Here is a 16,490-nt window from a genome sequence, read left to right on the forward strand (position 1 = left end):
CTCACAATTTATTTTGACGTAAGCTTTTTATGAATAAATGAACCAAGCCATCTAGCTGCTAAGTTGAACAATAAGACTGACAGCACAAGTACGGCTGATGCACCATTTGCAATGGCCTCTGCATCTGGAATGATTCCTTGTGTATTGACGTTCCATATATGAACGGCTAAAGTTTCTGCCGGTCTAAAAACATTCAGTGGTGACGTATCAGAAAACGGACTCCAGTTTGTGAAATCAAGACGCGGTGTGGTGAGACCAGCTGTGAAAAGAAGCGCAGCCGCCTCTCCGAAGACTCTTCCTGATGCTAAAATCGCACCTGTAATAATAGAAGGAATTGCACCTGGAATAAGGACCGTTTTGACCGTATGCCACTTCGTTACACCGAGCGCAAGTGATGCTTCCTTTTGATCTTTCGGTACAGAGCGTAGCGCGTCTTCTGTCACCCTGACCATCACTGGCAGGTTAAACACCGTGAGCGCAAGAGCTCCTCCAATGATCGTATAACCCCAGCCTGTTAAATTCACAAACATGAGTAAACCAAACATCCCAATGACGATAGAAGGAAGTGAAGACAGCACTTCAATACATGTACGAATAAAATCTGTGACTTTGTTTTGAGGCGCATACTCTGCCATATACACTCCGCCGCCGACACCAAGCGGTACTGTGATCAGCATCGTAATAAATAAAATGTAAAACGAGTTAAACAGCTGATCCCTGATGCCGCCGCCAGAGCCAATCGCACTTGAGCGAGTCGTTAAAAAGTCAAAGTTTAATTCTTTTGCACCGTTGAAAATGATATAAGAAAACAAGCCAACGAGGATCGCCGTAATAATAGCGGCACATAACCCAAATACAAACGTGGCAAAACGATCGGTCATTTTGCTATTCATTAAATTTTCCTCCTAGACGACAAGTATCTGATAATGAGTATGAACAGAAATGATACAACTAGAAGGACAAGTCCCATTGACCAAAGTGTATTGTTTTCAACACTTCCATACGTTGTGTGACCCATGTTTAACGTAATGATGGTTGTTAATGTACCAGCTGTATCCATAATGCTCTCTGGTAAATTACGTGTGTTTCCAATGACCATCTGAACTGCAAGGGCTTCTCCAAATGCTCTAGCCATTCCAAGAACGACCGCTGTCATTAATGTTGGCAGAGCTGCCGGGACAAGCACACGTCTAATCGTTTGCCATCTTGTCGCGCCTAATGCATACGATCCTTCACGTAAGCTTTTTGGAAGTGAAGCCATTGCGTCAGTTGCAATGGATGTAACGGTTGGCAGAATCATAATAGATAGGACAATCGTTCCTGCTAGCACGCTGTGCCCTGAGCCGCTCGACTTGAAATGTGCGATAAACGGTACCAATACTGTAAGACCTATGAATCCGTAAACAACGGATGGAATCCCTACAAGCAATTCAATGACTGGCTGGAGAATTTTACGTCCCCATGCAGGGGCAATTTCTGTCATAAAGATTGCGCCTGCAATGCCTAGCGGCGCTGCAATGAGAGCCGATAGAAGTGTGACGGCGATTGATCCAAAGATAAAAGGAAAAGCGCCGTACTGCGGGTTTTCTGCTGTTGGGTTCCAATTGATACTGGTTAAGAACTCAATTGGGCTTACACCATTTACGATGAAAGATTGTAAACCCTTAATGCCAAGGAAGATGGTGATGGCGATAGATACAGCAATCATTAAGAATGCACAGAATCTCACCAAAATACTTCCTCTTACTTCATCCATTTGCCTATTTTTCTTCGAGCTGATCAACCGATCGCTCGCTTCTGTATGTTCTATCTGCTTCATCTTTTTCTACACTCCTATGAATGTCATAAAAGGAAAAGTGAAAAGCTCCACTTTTCCTTCATCAGCAATTCAAGACTTACTTATCTGTTTGTTTGCCTGTTGCGTCTCTTTCTACTTTCATATTAGAAACTGAGATGTAGCCTTGGTCTTTGACGATTTCTTTTTGTACTTCGTCACTCATAAGGTAATCTAAAAATTGTTTGGCTAGACCATCTGGCTCACCTTTTGTATAAGAGTGCTCGTAAGCCCAAATTGTATATTTACCGCTTTCTACATTGCCTTCTTCCGGTTTCACACCATCAATGCTAAGCGGTGTAATTTTGTCATCTGTTAAATAAGAGAATGCTAGGTATCCAATCGCACCTGGTGTTTCTGCAATCAGTTTTTTCACTGTGTTTGAAGAATCTTCTGTGATTCCTTCTGCAGGTGTTGCACCATCAAGTGCGTATTTCACGAATGTTGCACGTGTTCCTGAAGAATCAGGTCTGTTCACAAGCGTAATTTTTTGGTCTTTCCCACCAAGCTCTTTCCAGTTTTTGATTTTACCAGTGAAGATTTTTTTCAATTCGTCCTTTGTGATGTCTTTGACACCAACTTCAGGGTTTACAGCTGCGGCCATTCCAACAACTGCTACTTTGTGGTCTTTTAAAGCTTTTGCGTCGATTCCGTCTTTCTCTTCTGCGAATACATCTGAGTTACCAATTTGTACAGATCCTTCTGATACTTGAGAAAGTCCTGTTCCTGAACCGCCGGCTTGTACTTGAATATCGGCTTTTGGATGTTTATCCATGAATTTTTCTGCTGCCGCAAGAACTAAAGGCTGCATCGCAGATGATCCTGAGATGGTAATGGAACCTGATGCCTCATCTTTGTTTGAAGCATTTCCTTTACTGTCTTTTGAATCTCCGCTTGAGCTGCTGTTTCCGCATGCTGTAACGAATGCTAACAATGCGATAGTAAGGAAAGTAAGCAGCCATAATTTGTTCTTTTTCATTTCAAGAATACCCCCTGAATAATTTGTCCTACGAGTAATACATTAAAGGTTCTTTATTAATTTCGTTTAAATGGAATGTTAAGGTTTTGTAAATGTCGAAGTTTTGTAGATATCTTGCGAGGATTTTTATGAATTTTGTCAATTCAACTCGAATTTTTTGAAGAAAACGTAAAAAAACGCCCACAAAAAGTGAGCGTTTTTACCTAGAAAAGGTCTAGTCATTTGTTTCTGCTTCATTTTCAATTTTATTTTTGTTCTTCGCTTGTGTATCATTGCTTTCCTGTTTTGATTTCAGCTCAAAATACTTGTCTAATACTTGTTCACCGATATCATTTGTGATCGGATAGCGCTTGTTATAGTCTTGATACACCCACGGTACAACAACGGAAATGGCTACCTCCGGATTATCAGCAGGCGCATACGCCACAAGTGTTGTGTTATACGTCGGTGTGCCGCGCTTGCTTTTAATTGGACCGTCATAAAATGATTGAGCCGTTCCTGTTTTGCCAGCAGGGTTATATTTTTTATTTCCAAAGTTTGAATAGGCTGTCCCTCTTGGGTTCTGCATCACAAGCTTGAAGCCTTGCTGGACACGCTTGATTTCATCACTTGTCATGTCTAGCTTATTCAATACGTCAGGTTTAACGGATTCTGTCACAGCACCAATGCCGCGCTGCGGATCTGGCTCTCTCACTTCTTTAACAAGCTGCGGACGTAACCGATATCCGCCATTGGCAATCGTTGAAACGTATTGCGCCATTTGCAGCGGTGTAAATGTATCATATTGTCCAATTGCATAGTCAAGCAGGAGACCAGATTGTGTAGACGTTCCCCGGTAGCCTGTCGCTTCGTTTGGCAGGTCAATCCCTGTTTTAACCCCAAGACCAAATTTACTGAAATTATAGCGGAACGTATCAAATGCTTTCGTATCGATTGGGAGCGGCTGGTTCTTACGATACTCCCCTTTTCCAACGGCGATCGCTGTTTTGAACATATACACGTTGGATGAACGCTCTAGTGCCGTCAAATCATTAATGAGTCCCATATTTTGATAGGATTTCTTAGGCGGTGACTGCGCGATGTACAACGGTTCATCGTACTGTGTACTTCCGATGTGAAGCACGCCTGTTTTATAACCAGTCAGTACAGTTGCCCCTTTTACAGCTGAGCCCATCGCATAAGATGATGTCATCGTTCCTAATGCGTAGTCATCGAATTTGTATTTTCCGTTTTTATTAGAAATCTGTTTCCCCGCAACTGAGAGAACTTCTCCATTTCTCGGGTCCATCATGACAACAAACGCACGATCAAGAAGCTCTGTCCCGCCTCTTTGTTTTGCACTTTTCAAGTTCTTTTCAATGATTTTTTCGACCGCTTTTTGCAGCTGAATATCAATCGTCAGCACAAGGTCTTTCCCGCTCTTTCCTTCTGTTAACACTTTGGAGCTTGTGACATTGCCTTCTTTATCCGTTGTACTTTGTTCTTTTTCTTTTTGACCTTGTAGCACATCTTCATATTGATATTCAAGGTAGCTTTTTCCTACACGATCATTTCGGCTGTAGCCGAGCGATAAATAGTGTTCAAGAAGTGACTGTGGAAGTCCTTCATCACTCGAAGATACACTGCCGAGCATACTGCGAAGCAGTCCTTTATACGGATAGCTACGTGACCAGTCTGTCGTGACATCCACACCTGGCAGCTCGTCCAAATGTTCAGAGACGTAAGCAATTTCGTCTGGCTTCACATCTTCATTTTTAATGAATTGAGGCGTAAGCGCATAGCCAGAATCCATTTGCCTTTTAATCGCAAGCACTTGCAAGTCTTTTTTCGTCAGTTGATTCAATTCTTTGTCTGTAATTCGTTTCAGTTGAAGCTCATATAATTTATCATCTGAGACCTTATCGTCACCCTTTAAATCTGATTCCTTTTGAACAAGCTTTTTCGCTTCATTTGGATGCGTTAAAATCCAGAAATCTTTTTTGTCACGATCGGTGATTTTTTTCGTACTCACATGAATCATATCCGCTAATTTTGTTGCCACTTTGAGCCGCTCTTCTTGTGAAGTTGTCGAGGTTCTCGTATATGTAATGGCATTTAGCGCTTTATTGCTGACAATCGTATCGTAGTTTCGATCGTAAATTTTTCCGCGCGGAGCAGATGAGCTGACATTCACATCCTCTTGTTTCTCTGCCTGCTTTTTATAATCTTCTCCATTGACAATTTGTACAAATCCGAGTCTTACCACAACACCAGTAAAAATAACAAACGCAGCCAAAAATAGTAAATTTAGCCGTAGTGGAAGTGTTTTGCGCCCTTCCTTCGCGTCTTTTTTGTTTTTCTTGTTTCTCATCACATCACCTTTTCTATCAAGAAAGAAATGGCACCCCTTTTCGTGTATAAAAGGTGCCATCATCATTTTAGCGGTTTTTCTATGATTTATCTAGAAATTTGATGTTCCATTGGTAAGAAATTTTACCTTTCTCCCTTAATAAGGTTCGTGTGAGAAACTGGCTTTTGACCGTCGGCCTCTTTCATATCAGCTGTTTTTTCTTTCAAATGAATATCTTTTACAAAATAATAAATGAGTGTGTGCCCCGCTCCAAGCACAATGAGAGATGCAGGAATTCCAAGCTCATCACCTAGTAAGGTGACAGACAGAAGAAACAAAAGAATGGAACAAATACGGCCTCCATTTAAAAATAGCTCTCTGACCACAATGTATTCAATTCGGGCTTTCCTTGCATACCTTGCATGGCCGATGACATCGTATGTTAAGGATACATATGGAACAAGCAGCAGTGGATAGCCAATTGCGATAGCTACCGCATACATGAGAAGTGATACATAGGACAAGTGAAAGACGATCAAAAACAAAGCACCGTATAAAATCAGCCCGCCAAGCATAATGGCTTTCTTCCGCCACTTTTTCTTAATCAGACGTGTAGCAAAGAAATAAGCAAAAAAGGCAACACCTGAGTTCACTAAACCAAACGTTCCGAGCGCAAGCTCACTGTTTGTTGCAATAAACACAAAAACACTGATTAAGAAGACAAAGACCCCTTCACGAAGCCCTTGGAAAAAATGAGCTGTTGTAATTTTACGCCAATTCTCATCTGCATGGCGTTCTTTCCATATTTGCTTGATGATGAATTTTCCTTTTGATTGTCTCCTTTTAAGGAAAAAACTCATCACAACCGCTAGTGAAAACAAAAAAAGCGATAACGTGAAAATCACCGTATAGCCTGTATCATCCGTTAATTGAGAAATGACGATCCCCGCAATAAGTGGCCCGATCATACCAGCGGTTGAGGTGAGCACTCCAAGAAAGCCATTAAAGAAATCCCTTGTGTCAGGCTCAGTGATTTCAAAGGTAAGTACGTTAAAAGCCAGCCAGTAAAAACCATAGCCGATTCCAAGGACACTCCCTAATAAAACAAGCCGTGCAGCTGCTTGTTCTCCTGCCATTAAGACCATTAAATAAAAAGCGGCTAAAAAAATGACGCCGAAACGAAGGACAAACGCCCGGTCTATCTTTTTAGCGAGCCGGCCAGCGAATAAAAACGTAATGGGCTGCAGCACAACAATGGCCAGATTATAAATCGCAAGATCCGTGAATTTCCCAGACTGTTTCCATAAATACACGTTTACAAACGTATTTGAAAGCGCAATGGCAAGTCCATATAATCCGCCAATCGTGAGGAGGAGCAATAAATCTCTTGTGACATCCATGTCCCCGAACATTTTCTTTAATCTGCTCATACATTTCATTCTCCTTTTCTACACAATAGTCTGTCTCATCAAAAGGCAGATATGTAAAAAAAGGAGGGAAAATATAAAAAGACCTGCTTCTCTAAAGAGCAGGTCTTTTTCATCATATGATTTATTTAGCTTCGCTGTAAAGGCGAGCCACTTCATCCCAGTTTACAACATTCCAGAAAGCTGAAATGTAATCAGGACGACGGTTTTGGTAGTTTAGGTAGTAAGCATGCTCCCAAACGTCAAGTCCTAGAATTGGTGTTTTTCCTTCAGTTAAAGGAGAATCTTGGTTTGGTGTGCTTGTGATTTCAAGTTTACCATTGTTCACAACAAGCCATGCCCAACCAGAACCAAAGCGTCCTGCAGCTGCTGCAGCGAAATCAGATTTGAATTTTTCAAATCCACCTAATTCTTTTTCGATTGCATCTGCAAGTTCACCAGTTGGTGCGCCGCCACCGTTTGGTGAAAGAAGCGTCCAGAATAATGAGTGGTTAGCATGTCCTCCGCCATTGTTACGTACAGCTGTACGGATGTTTTCAGGCACAGAATTTAGGCTAGCCACTAGCTCTTCGATTGATTGATCTTCAAGAGCTGATACACCTTCGATTGCTTTGTTTAAATTTGTTACGTATGTGTTGTGGTGTTTTGTGTGGTGAATCGTCATTGTTTCCTTGTCGATATGTGGTTCTAATGCATCGTAAGCATATGGTAATTCTGGAAGTTTAAAAGCCATGGGTAAAATTCCTCCTTAGAAATGTATGTACTGAAATGCTTCCTTAGCTTGTAAGCAAGCAATTCACCCTACTCAAAGAGTATCAAAAGAATCAGCTTGTTTCAACGTTATTGCTCATGATTTGAAACATTTCAGTGTTTATTTTGTATTTAGCCCTTTAGAAGAAGATTTAAACATCCTTTTTCCATTTAGCGAAGGACATAAAATAAAAAGATGCCCAGCATCAGCGCTTGAATCAAACCTTTCGCAAAAACACCTGATACAAATCCGATTAAAGAGCCTAATCCTACTTTCACACTCGTTTTCACATCTTTTTGATGAACAAGCATCTCTGCAATGACACTCCCGATAAATGGACCAATAATAATTCCTGCAATCGGAATCACAAAAGGACCGGCTAATAACCCAATGGTGCTTCCCCAAATGGCTGCGCGGCTGCCGCCAAAACGCTTGACTCCAATGAGGTTTGAGACATAATCTGCTGCAAATAATACCGCAGTAAACGTGGCTTGAATAAGCCAAAACGTCAGTGTCAGCGGCTCAAAACTGAAAAAGAAACCATATAAAATAAATCCTAGAACCATAAAGACCACACTAGGGATGATTGGATACACAAGTCCAACAAATGCAATGATAAATGCACAGATAATCAGAATCCAATACAGCACGTCCAAGTCACTGCCGCCTCCTTTTATATGCTGTATACATTATGCCTCATTCCCTCTATCTTAACCAGCAATGAAGGCCATACTTGTACTTGATAGATAGACATTGATACAATATGAGAAATAGAAAAGAATGTAGGAAGTGAATTAGTTGAACGTATTTAAACTATTGTTAAAAGGCATTTATTCACCAAAAGATATTGCTAAAGCACGGTTTACAGGGATCGGAAAAGCGATTTTGTTCATTTTTATCCTTTCCATCATCGCAGCAGTTCCTCAAGGTTATCATATGAGCCAAGAGATCTCGAATGCGATGTCAGGATTTCAGCATGTGATCAAAAAAGATTTACCTGATTTTTCAATCGAAAAAGGAAAGCTTCAATCAGAGCAAAGTGCACCGATAGAGAAAGAAGAAAACGGCATCACGATCATCTTTGACCCTGCTGAAAAAATAAAAGCAAGTGAGCTTGAATCAAAGCAAACAGCCATCGCATTATTAAAGGAAAAAGCGGTGATTGCCATTGATGGTCAAATGACAGATATCCCGTACCAGCTCCTTGGCGGAACGCTGACAAAAGACGAACTCGCCCGCGTCACAAATCAGAATCAAGCGATTATTATCCCAGTCATCTGCGTACTGCTCTATCTATCAACCGCGGCTCTCATGTTTATTAGTGCCACATTCCTTGCGATGCTTGGTACATTTATTAAACGCATGCAGCAAAAAGAGCTGTCTTTCCAAATGCTATGGAAGCTCTCCGCTTATTCACTCACATTAACAACAGTTTTTTTCGCTATCATGAGTGCATTAAACACGCCTGTTGCGAACTCATTTTTATTAAATTGGGTTATTAACTTTATCTTCTTATATCTCGTCGTAAAAGAAATACCTGCTAAACATAAACCACTTGTCAAAAATGAATGAGTAAATGAAAGCTCCTCCAACTTGGAGGAGCTTTTTATGATGCCCATGCTCTATGATTCATCTGGATGAATGATCGCAAACAAATAATGATCTTCCCACTCTCCATTAATTTTTACTTTTTTACGATTCAGTCCTTCATTTTCAAAGCCTGTCTTTTCAAGCACACGAATGGAACCTATGTTATCAGGCTTTACTCCAGCTTCAATACGATGGAGGTGCAGTTCATCAAAGGCATACTCGATGATTAAACGGATAGCCTCTGTCATATACCCTTTCCCGCCATGCTTTTCATCGAGTACATACCCAAGCAAGGCCCCTTCAATAGGTCCTCTTTCAACAGAATTTAATGAGATCGTTCCAATTAAAGTATCTGTTTCATTTAAGAAAATACCGTGCATGTAATCCTCATCTTGTGCACTCCTTTGCTCACTGCGTTGAATCCGTTCAATTTGACGAGATAGCGTGAAAAAATCGTCTTTGACTAAAGGTGTAAATTGCTGAAAATAGGTTCGATTCTCAAGTTCAAGTGTGAGTAGTGATTGTGCATCATTTTCTGTTAGTGTTCTTACATTTATATATTGACCTTTTTTCTTCATCAAATCTCCCCCCTGCTTTTATTTTATCATAATGGTGATAGAAGCTAGAAAAAGCGCCGCTGAGCGTAAATTCATTACAAGACTCACTAGAACTAACTAGAACCACCCTTTCCCGCTTTTCTCCTCTTTTCGGTTCTATCATTTCAGGACATGCATAGACTGAAGTAAACTCTTAAAAGCGGTGAGTGAAATGCGGCGAATCATTTTTTTACTGATCAGTTTGTTTGTCTTCTTTATTATCTTTTTTGATTTAAAAAATGGCACCATCCCAGTTGAGGAAGGTTCAGCTGTCCCTGCGAGCGCCTTTCAAACAGCTGAGAAAAAAGCATATAAGAACGTCACGGTGAAACAAGGTGAAACCGTCGTCTCCATCGTTCATACAAGCAAGCCACTTGATGAAGTTATTGAAGATTTTGAAGAGTTGAATCAAGGTGTGAAAGCGAACGAAATTCGGGCAGGCAGCACATACAAGTTTCCCGTGTATAAGAGATAAAACGTTAATTCCTTGTCATCTATACAAAGAGACTGTTACAATATGAACTGTATAACAAGACGTACATAGCAAATGATTGCTTGTACACTAAGGAGCGATTGACAAGTGAGTGAAGTCACACATCGTACTAAAACGCGTCCCGTCAAAGTGGGACCTTTAACTATAGGTGGAAATAATGAAGTTGTCATTCAAAGTATGGCAACAACCAAAACACATGATGTCGAAGCGACAGTAGCTGAAATTAAGCGTCTTGAAGAAGCAGGCTGTCAAATCGTGCGTGTAGCATGCCCAGATGAGCGTGCAGCCAATGCGATTGCGGATATTAAAAAACAAATCAACATCCCGCTTGTTGTTGATATTCATTTTGACTACAAGCTTGCACTGAAGGCCATTGAAGCAGGCGCAGACAAAATTCGAATCAATCCAGGAAACATCGGCAGACGAGAAAAAGTCGAAGCGGTTGTCAAAGCAGCAAAAGAAAAAGGCATTCCAATCCGTATTGGGGTAAACGCCGGTTCATTAGAGAAAAAAATCCTTGATAAATACGGCTATCCAACAGCAGATGGTATGGTCGAAAGTGCACTGCATCACATTAAAATTCTAGAAGATCTAGACTTTCATGACATCATCGTCAGCATGAAAGCATCTGATGTCAATCTAGCCATTGAGGCGTACGAAAAAGCAGCAAAAGCGTTTGACTACCCTCTTCACCTTGGAATTACAGAGTCAGGTACGTTATTTGCAGGTACAGTCAAAAGTGCAGCTGGTCTCGGCGCCATCTTGAATATGGGGATTGGTAACACACTCCGCATTTCATTAAGTGCTGATCCAGTCGAAGAGGTCAAAGTAGCACGTGAACTGTTGAAATCATTTGGTCTTGCATCTAATGCAGCCACTCTGATCTCTTGCCCAACATGCGGACGAATTGAGATTGACCTCATCAGTATTGCAAATGAAGTCGAAGAATATATTTCTAAAATCAAAGCACCAATTAAAGTAGCTGTTCTCGGCTGCGCTGTAAACGGTCCAGGTGAAGCACGTGAAGCTGACATCGGAATCGCTGGCGCTAGAGGCGAAGGTCTATTGTTCCGTAAAGGCGAAATTGTTCGTAAAGTGCCAGAAGAAACAATGGTCGAAGAACTGAAAAAAGAAATCGATAAAATCGCTGAAGAGCATTATGCAAAAATGGAAGCCGAAAAAGAAAAACATGCGAATGCATAATAAAAAACGCCTGACGTCACTGTCAGGCGTTTTTCTGTTCTTGTTAAAAGAACGGGGTGATAAATATGCCTAGGATAACGGACACAATTCCGATCCCAATTGACCACGCGCCAAGCGCATGTGCTCCTTTTCTTCTTGCAATATAACCAACGACGATTGCCGCTACTCCTAATAGCACCGGCAAGACAAATAGTGAGATAATCGCAATCGCGAGTGCTGTATAGCCTATCCCCTTACTGCCTGAATCGTCACCTACTTGGTCACGTTCTCGTCTGTCTACTCGATCTCTTGATGCCTGATATGGCTCTGCAATTTCAGCAGCTGTTTCCTCTAAATAGCCATCATCATTACTAAAGTGTGTGTCGATTTCACGATCATTTCTTCTGAAATCTTCGTCTCTTTCCATGATCAATTCCCCCTTTTGGTTAATAGAAAGGAGCTTTTTTAGTATGAGCAAAAATGTCTGTTTCATGTTTGCTAAAACTTGCTGGAAATGTGAATTGATTATGTTACACTTTAAGAGTATAAATATGAGGAGTGTGGGCATGTTACGTTTAGGAATTGATATTGATGGCACAGTGACGGCACAGGACACCTTTGTTCCCTACTTAAATGAGTCGTTTCAATGTGCCATGACACTAGATGATATGACAGAATATGATTTGACGAAGCTTTTAAATATTTCTCATGAAGAATTTTGGGGCTGGATGAATGAGCATGAGCCTCTTATTTATAAACAGGCAAAGCCTGCTAAGGGTGCAAAAGAGATTCTTGATCAAATGAAACATCAACATAAGCTGATTTATATTACAGCAAGAAGAGAGCATCACGCAGATATCACCTATAAGTGGTTTCAACAACATCACGTGCACTATGATGACATTGAGCTTGTTGGCGGTCATCATAAGCTCGAAGCTGTTCAAAAGCACAAGATTGATGTATTTTTCGAGGATCATCATGGAAATGCCACGATGATTGCAAAAGAGGCTGACATTCCGGTTATTCTTTTTAACTCCCCTTATAATCAAATGCCTATTGACGACAGAATTATACGTGTTAACAACTGGCAGGAAGCATCTCAATGGATGAAACAATACGAGCAACGTTTGGAAACTGCTTATTAATGTAGAAAAGCCGATACGCTTAATGTATCGGCTTTTTGGATGGAACAAGCTGACCTTCTTTCATAAGGAAGTGGTACAGTGCTCCCTTCATGCCTGCCTGATTCAAGTAATAGCACGTTTCCAGCTTCACCTGAATGTTCTTCCACGCAGGCAATGTATGTAGATGTTTCTCAATGCTTGATAGTAGATCCGGTCTTGCGCTTACGCCGCCGCCAATGAGAATCTTCTCTGGATTGAGTACGGTTGCTACATTGTAAATGCCAATAGCAATTCGCTTGTACCACTGATCCACCAGTTTTTCAATAGATGGATCGTGCAGCGCCTTTTCAAAAATATCTTGACCGTCTATTTGTGTACTTTGCGGAATTCCTTGTTTTTCTTTATAGCTGCGAATTAATCCAGCGGTTGAAGCACTGCTATTGAGTGTTGTAAATTGTCCATTGTCTGTCTCTGTCAGCATCATGCCAAATTCACCGCCACGGAAGGAAGCCCCGCGCACAAGCTGACCACCAGCGAAAATACCACCGCCAACCCCTGTACCAAGCGTCATACAAATAAAGCTGTCACACTCTTTCGCATGGCCACTATATTTTTCTGCAAGAGCTGCACAGTTCGCATCATTTTCGACTTCAACACGAAGAGAGGTTTTCTCCTCTAAAAGTATTTTCACATTTTGACCATTTAAGGCGATGATCGCTCCTGCAAATTCTGTATATCCGGTTTCACTGTCAACAAAGCCAGGAAGACTGATGGCGATTCCGCTAACATCTGACGTTCTCTGATATTGGTTGACCACATCCACCATCGCTTCTAAAAATGGTTCAAGCTGGCGGCAGTTCGTTTCATAGTCACCGCTAGTGACAAGCTCCCCCTCCTGATCCATTAATCCATGCTTTGTTCTCGTCCCGCCTACATCGAACACGACATAATACGCCACGTTTGTCCCCTCCCTATATTCCAACAGCCGCAAATTGTACTGCGTTGATCTCATTTTAATGAAACAGCTGCTCTTTGTAAAACGTTTTCAAAAAGATAAAACGAAAAAACCAGCTCTGCAGCTGGCCTTTTTATGAGTGAACTTCCTTCGATTCGCAGGACGGGCATGTTCCATATATTTCGAATTTATGTCCGCTAATGTGATAATCCTGTAGATCGGCATCTAGCTTGTCCATAGGACAGGCATCAATCTCCTTTGTTTTACCGCATGTAAGGCAAATAAAGTGATGATGGTGATGGGAAAAGGAGCATTTAAAACGAAATAGTTTCTCCCCTGACAATTCCGTTGTTTCTAAAATGCCTAAGTCTTCATATAGTGATAAGTTTCGATAAATCGTATCAAAGCTAAGACCCGGGTAGTCTTCACTTAATGCCGTTAGTACATTTTTAGCGGTCAAATATTTATCAGAATCAGAAAACAATTGAAGCATATCTTCACGTTTGCTTGTATATTTGTAGCCTTTTTCCTTTAATAAATCAAGCGCTTCTTGTACGTTCATGATGATTCCCCCTTCTGAATTTTTCAATACTAATACAGCCGATTAAAATCAAAATGGACAGCATCACAATGGTTCCGCCTGGCGCTAAATCGAGATAATAGCTTAAGATCAATCCCGCCAATACAGACAATTCACCAAACAAGATCGAAAGGAAGATCGCCTGTTTAAATCCTTTCGCAATACGGATACTTGCCGCAACAGGAAGCGTCATAAGCGCAGATACAAGCAGTGTACCAACGATACGCATAGATACCGCAATAACGAGTGCAACGACTAAGATAAAAATAAAATGAATCCATTTGGCTGAAATACCAGAAGCCTTTGCATGCTCTTCATCAAAAGAAAGTAAAAACAATTCTTTATATAAAAGCACGACGACTAACACAACAACGAGTGAGATCGCAACAATAATCCAAAGATCTAATCTCGACACCGCACTGACACTTCCGAACAAATAACTAAACAAGTCTGTATTAAAGCCATTCGCTAATGAAATGAAGATGACCGAAATTCCAATACCACCTGATAAAATAATAGGTATGGCGAGCTCCTGATAATGCTTATACACGGAACGAAGGCGTTCAATAAACAATGAACCGGCAACAGAAAACGCCATTCCTAAGTACAACGGGCTCACCCCTGTAAGTAATCCAAACTTTTTATCAAGGAATAGACTTGCTGCAATACCGGCAAGTGATACGTGACTGAGAGCATCTGCAATTAGCGAAAGCCTTCTCACGACAATAAATACACCAAGCAAGGGCGCAATAAAGCCGATCAGCATGCCTGAGATAAATGCATTTTGTAAAAATTCATAATGAAAAAATGGAAATAGCATTATTCATGTCCCCCATGATGGTGATGGTCGTGATGAATCACTTGAATGTCATGTCCGTAAAATTGAGATAACGCCTGATCATCCATTGAATCAAACGTTTCTGCATCTCCGTGGAAATGAAGGGTCTGATTTAAACAAGCCACATGGGTGACTTTATCAGAAACGGTGCCAACGTCGTGTGTGACAAGAATTAAAGACATTCCTTTTTCTTTGTTCAATGTTTCGAGCAGCTGATAAAAGCCTTCTACTGTCCGCTGGTCTACCCCAACCGTCGGTTCATCTAAAATGAGCAGCTTCGGCTGACTGACGAGCGCACGAGCAATAAAGGTACGCTGCTGCTGGCCGCCTGAAAGCTCACCAATGTTTTGATGCTTTAAATCTTGTATGCCAACAGAGCGAATGGCATCTTCCACTTGCCATTTATCCTGCTTACTCATTCGTTTGAATAAGCCTATTTTCGCTGTCAATCCACTTGCAACGACCTCATACACAGAAGCAGGAAACCCTGTGTTAAAACTATTCGCCTTTTGAGAAACAAATCCAATTTGATCCCAGTCTCGAAATTTTGAAACAGGCGTGCCAAATAGCTTTAATTCACCTTGCTGCGGTTTAATGAGCCCAAGCAGGCATTTTAATAAGGTTGTTTTACCAGATCCATTCGGTCCAACAAGTGCTAGAAAGTTCCCTTCCTCAACTGTTAAATGAATGTGATCTATGACATTTCGCTGTCCATAAGAATACGAAATGTCCTTCATTTCAATAATTGGCTTTGCCATGAATCTTTCCACCTTTAATCCAATATAAAAAGAATGATTACGATTTATACATCAAAAAGAAAATGGCTTTTGCCATTTTCTCTGTCCATACATACATTTCATTATATAAAAGAAAGATAAAAAAGTAAAATAAAAGCTAATGAATGGCTGTTTTGAATTTACCGCCCTTTGTTTCATGCGTATCCATAATCGTAATAAACGCTTGACTATCAATTTCAAATACAATCGATTTTAGCTTTGTAATTTCAAGTCTCGTAACAACGGCATAGATGACATCCTTTTCTTCATCTGTATAGCCGCCTTTTCCTCTCAGCTTTGTCGTCCCCCTGCCAAGTCGATGAAGGATCGCATCTGAAATTTCATCATAATAATCCGATACGATAATAACAGCTTTTGTTTCATCAAGTCCTTGAATAACAGCATCAATTGTTTTCATTGCCAAATAATATGTCATGACAGAATACATAGCCTGCTCTGGTCCGAAGACAAAGCCCGCCCAAATAAAAATGAACACATTGACGATCATGACAAACTCACCGACGGAGAAAGGAATTTTTTTCGTTAGCAAAATGCCTAAGATCTCTGTTCCATCCATTGAGCCTCCATTACGGATAACAAGACCAACACCAAATCCAAGTAATAAGCCACCAAATACAGTGGCTAAGATCGGCTGATTGGTAAATGCCTCTACATGATGAAGTGAAGATTCTATGACGGCTAAGCTAACAATCCCAATCACAGTGGAAATAAGAAACGTTTTTCCAATATGTTTGTATCCTGATATCATAAATGGAATATTTAAAATGACAACAATCGTCGCAAAATTGATGAATGGGTTATCTGTAAAAAGATAATCCAAAATAAGCGAAATACCGATGATGCCTCCATCAATAATATTGTTTGGCACTAAAAATAATTCAATGCTGACTGCTGCGCAGGCAGCTCCTACTAGAATCAGAAAAATTCTCAAAATAAAATGAGGCACTGATTCCTTTCTATGCTGTTTACTATTTGCCATACGTTCTCCCTTCTACAACTTGTTAAATTTTCAATG

At 40.8% G+C, this 16,490-nt stretch carries 18 protein-coding genes; 4 read left to right on the plus strand and 14 right to left on the minus strand.

Going from position 1 to position 16,490, the window contains the following annotated elements; translation table 11 throughout:
* Positions 1-8: 8 nt before the first annotated feature.
* The 7 genes from pstA to C5695_RS12495 all read right to left on the minus strand — a co-directional run bounded on the left by pstA (position 9) and on the right by C5695_RS12495 (position 7,976).
* Positions 9-893: a phosphate ABC transporter permease PstA gene (pstA, locus tag C5695_RS12465; protein ID WP_117731005.1), complete on the minus strand. Its 885-nt coding sequence runs from the start codon at positions 891-893 to the stop codon at positions 9-11.
* A complete protein-coding gene (gene pstC / locus C5695_RS12470) occupies positions 893-1,819 on the minus strand; it encodes a phosphate ABC transporter permease subunit PstC (protein WP_117731006.1) in 927 nt (308 codons plus the stop codon). The genes pstA and pstC overlap by 1 nt, the downstream gene beginning before the upstream one ends.
* A gap of 76 nt (positions 1,820-1,895) precedes the next feature.
* On the minus strand, positions 1,896-2,813 hold the full coding sequence (locus tag C5695_RS12475; protein ID WP_117731007.1) for a phosphate ABC transporter substrate-binding protein: 918 nt from the start codon (positions 2,811-2,813) through the stop codon (positions 1,896-1,898).
* 214 nt (positions 2,814-3,027) lie between these two features.
* The gene (locus tag C5695_RS12480) at positions 3,028-5,163 is read right to left on the minus strand and encodes a peptidoglycan D,D-transpeptidase FtsI family protein (RefSeq protein ID WP_117731008.1); all 2,136 of its coding nucleotides are present in this window, start codon (positions 5,161-5,163) and stop codon (positions 3,028-3,030) included.
* 122 nt (positions 5,164-5,285) lie between these two features.
* Positions 5,286-6,572: an MFS transporter gene (locus C5695_RS12485; protein WP_117731009.1), complete on the minus strand. Its 1,287-nt coding sequence runs from the start codon at positions 6,570-6,572 to the stop codon at positions 5,286-5,288.
* A gap of 121 nt (positions 6,573-6,693) precedes the next feature.
* Complete coding sequence (gene sodA, locus C5695_RS12490) at positions 6,694-7,302, minus strand: superoxide dismutase SodA (protein WP_117731010.1); 609 nt, start codon at positions 7,300-7,302, stop codon at positions 6,694-6,696.
* A gap of 188 nt (positions 7,303-7,490) precedes the next feature.
* The gene (locus tag C5695_RS12495) at positions 7,491-7,976 is read right to left on the minus strand and encodes a DUF456 domain-containing protein (protein ID WP_117731011.1); all 486 of its coding nucleotides are present in this window, start codon (positions 7,974-7,976) and stop codon (positions 7,491-7,493) included.
* Positions 7,977-8,118: 142 nt separating this feature from the next.
* Between C5695_RS12495 and C5695_RS12500 the strand changes: the two genes are divergently transcribed.
* Positions 8,119-8,892, plus strand: a complete 774-nt coding sequence (locus tag C5695_RS12500) for a DUF1189 domain-containing protein (protein ID WP_117731012.1) — start codon at positions 8,119-8,121, stop codon at positions 8,890-8,892.
* A gap of 50 nt (positions 8,893-8,942) precedes the next feature.
* Here C5695_RS12500 and C5695_RS12505 read toward each other — a convergent pair whose 3' ends face one another.
* Positions 8,943-9,488: a GNAT family N-acetyltransferase gene (locus C5695_RS12505; protein ID WP_117731013.1), complete on the minus strand. Its 546-nt coding sequence runs from the start codon at positions 9,486-9,488 to the stop codon at positions 8,943-8,945.
* A gap of 190 nt (positions 9,489-9,678) precedes the next feature.
* On the opposite strand from C5695_RS12505, the gene C5695_RS12510 reads away from it, so the two are divergent.
* Both C5695_RS12510 and ispG read left to right on the plus strand, forming a co-directional pair.
* Positions 9,679-9,981, plus strand: coding sequence for a hypothetical protein (locus tag C5695_RS12510; protein WP_117731014.1), 303 nt, complete (start codon positions 9,679-9,681; stop codon positions 9,979-9,981).
* A gap of 105 nt (positions 9,982-10,086) precedes the next feature.
* Positions 10,087-11,202, plus strand: a complete 1,116-nt coding sequence (ispG, locus tag C5695_RS12515) for a flavodoxin-dependent (E)-4-hydroxy-3-methylbut-2-enyl-diphosphate synthase (protein ID WP_095409025.1) — start codon at positions 10,087-10,089, stop codon at positions 11,200-11,202.
* 43 nt (positions 11,203-11,245) lie between these two features.
* Here ispG and C5695_RS12520 read toward each other — a convergent pair whose 3' ends face one another.
* The gene (locus C5695_RS12520) at positions 11,246-11,608 is read right to left on the minus strand and encodes a DUF308 domain-containing protein (protein ID WP_003217474.1); all 363 of its coding nucleotides are present in this window, start codon (positions 11,606-11,608) and stop codon (positions 11,246-11,248) included.
* Between the two features lie 139 nt (positions 11,609-11,747).
* Here C5695_RS12520 and C5695_RS12525 point away from each other — a divergent pair, with 139 nt between their 5' ends.
* Complete coding sequence (locus C5695_RS12525) at positions 11,748-12,326, plus strand: 5' nucleotidase, NT5C type (RefSeq protein WP_117731015.1); 579 nt, start codon at positions 11,748-11,750, stop codon at positions 12,324-12,326.
* A gap of 19 nt (positions 12,327-12,345) precedes the next feature.
* On the opposite strand, the gene C5695_RS12530 is transcribed toward C5695_RS12525, so the two are convergent.
* The 5 genes from C5695_RS12530 to C5695_RS12550 all read right to left on the minus strand — a co-directional run bounded on the left by C5695_RS12530 (position 12,346) and on the right by C5695_RS12550 (position 16,454).
* On the minus strand, positions 12,346-13,263 hold the full coding sequence (locus C5695_RS12530) for an ROK family protein (protein ID WP_117731016.1): 918 nt from the start codon (positions 13,261-13,263) through the stop codon (positions 12,346-12,348).
* Between the two features lie 130 nt (positions 13,264-13,393).
* Entirely contained in the window at positions 13,394-13,822 is a 429-nt protein-coding gene (locus tag C5695_RS12535; RefSeq protein ID WP_117731017.1) for a zinc uptake transcriptional repressor Zur, read from the minus strand.
* Positions 13,800-14,660, minus strand: coding sequence for a metal ABC transporter permease (locus C5695_RS12540; RefSeq protein WP_117731018.1), 861 nt, complete (start codon positions 14,658-14,660; stop codon positions 13,800-13,802). The genes C5695_RS12535 and C5695_RS12540 overlap by 23 nt, the downstream gene beginning before the upstream one ends.
* Positions 14,660-15,436: a metal ABC transporter ATP-binding protein gene (locus C5695_RS12545; protein ID WP_117731019.1), complete on the minus strand. Its 777-nt coding sequence runs from the start codon at positions 15,434-15,436 to the stop codon at positions 14,660-14,662. Before C5695_RS12545 ends, C5695_RS12540 begins: the two co-directional genes overlap by 1 nt.
* A 136-nt stretch (positions 15,437-15,572) precedes the next feature.
* Positions 15,573-16,454: a YitT family protein gene (locus C5695_RS12550; protein ID WP_117731020.1), complete on the minus strand. Its 882-nt coding sequence runs from the start codon at positions 16,452-16,454 to the stop codon at positions 15,573-15,575.
* Positions 16,455-16,490: the final 36 nt, after the last annotated feature.

This window comes from Bacillus pumilus, assembly GCF_003431975.1.
Classification (GTDB): domain Bacteria; phylum Bacillota; class Bacilli; order Bacillales; family Bacillaceae; genus Bacillus; species Bacillus pumilus_N.

Bases quoted from the DNA above. Each gene is read 5' to 3' on its own strand.
- C5695_RS12535 (WP_117731017.1), bottom strand. From the start codon at position 13,822: ATGAACGTACAAGAAGCGCTTGATTTATTAAAGGAAAAAGGCTACAAA.
- C5695_RS12520 (WP_003217474.1), bottom strand. From the start codon at position 11,608: ATGGAAAGAGACGAAGATTTCAGAAGAAATGATCGTGAAATCGACACA.
- C5695_RS12540 (WP_117731018.1), bottom strand. From the start codon at position 14,660: ATGCTATTTCCATTTTTTCATTATGAATTTTTACAAAATGCATTTATC.
- C5695_RS12525 (WP_117731015.1), top strand. From the start codon at position 11,748: ATGTTACGTTTAGGAATTGATATTGATGGCACAGTGACGGCACAGGAC.
- C5695_RS12505 (WP_117731013.1), bottom strand. From the start codon at position 9,488: ATGAAGAAAAAAGGTCAATATATAAATGTAAGAACACTAACAGAAAAT.
- sodA (WP_117731010.1), bottom strand. From the start codon at position 7,302: ATGGCTTTTAAACTTCCAGAATTACCATATGCTTACGATGCATTAGAA.
- pstC (WP_117731006.1), bottom strand. From the start codon at position 1,819: ATGAAGCAGATAGAACATACAGAAGCGAGCGATCGGTTGATCAGCTCG.
- C5695_RS12545 (WP_117731019.1), bottom strand. From the start codon at position 15,436: ATGGCAAAGCCAATTATTGAAATGAAGGACATTTCGTATTCTTATGGA.
- C5695_RS12475 (WP_117731007.1), bottom strand. From the start codon at position 2,813: ATGAAAAAGAACAAATTATGGCTGCTTACTTTCCTTACTATCGCATTG.
- C5695_RS12485 (WP_117731009.1), bottom strand. From the start codon at position 6,572: ATGAGCAGATTAAAGAAAATGTTCGGGGACATGGATGTCACAAGAGAT.
- C5695_RS12480 (WP_117731008.1), bottom strand. From the start codon at position 5,163: ATGAGAAACAAGAAAAACAAAAAAGACGCGAAGGAAGGGCGCAAAACA.
- pstA (WP_117731005.1), bottom strand. From the start codon at position 893: ATGAATAGCAAAATGACCGATCGTTTTGCCACGTTTGTATTTGGGTTA.
- C5695_RS12510 (WP_117731014.1), top strand. From the start codon at position 9,679: ATGCGGCGAATCATTTTTTTACTGATCAGTTTGTTTGTCTTCTTTATT.
- C5695_RS12550 (WP_117731020.1), bottom strand. From the start codon at position 16,454: ATGGCAAATAGTAAACAGCATAGAAAGGAATCAGTGCCTCATTTTATT.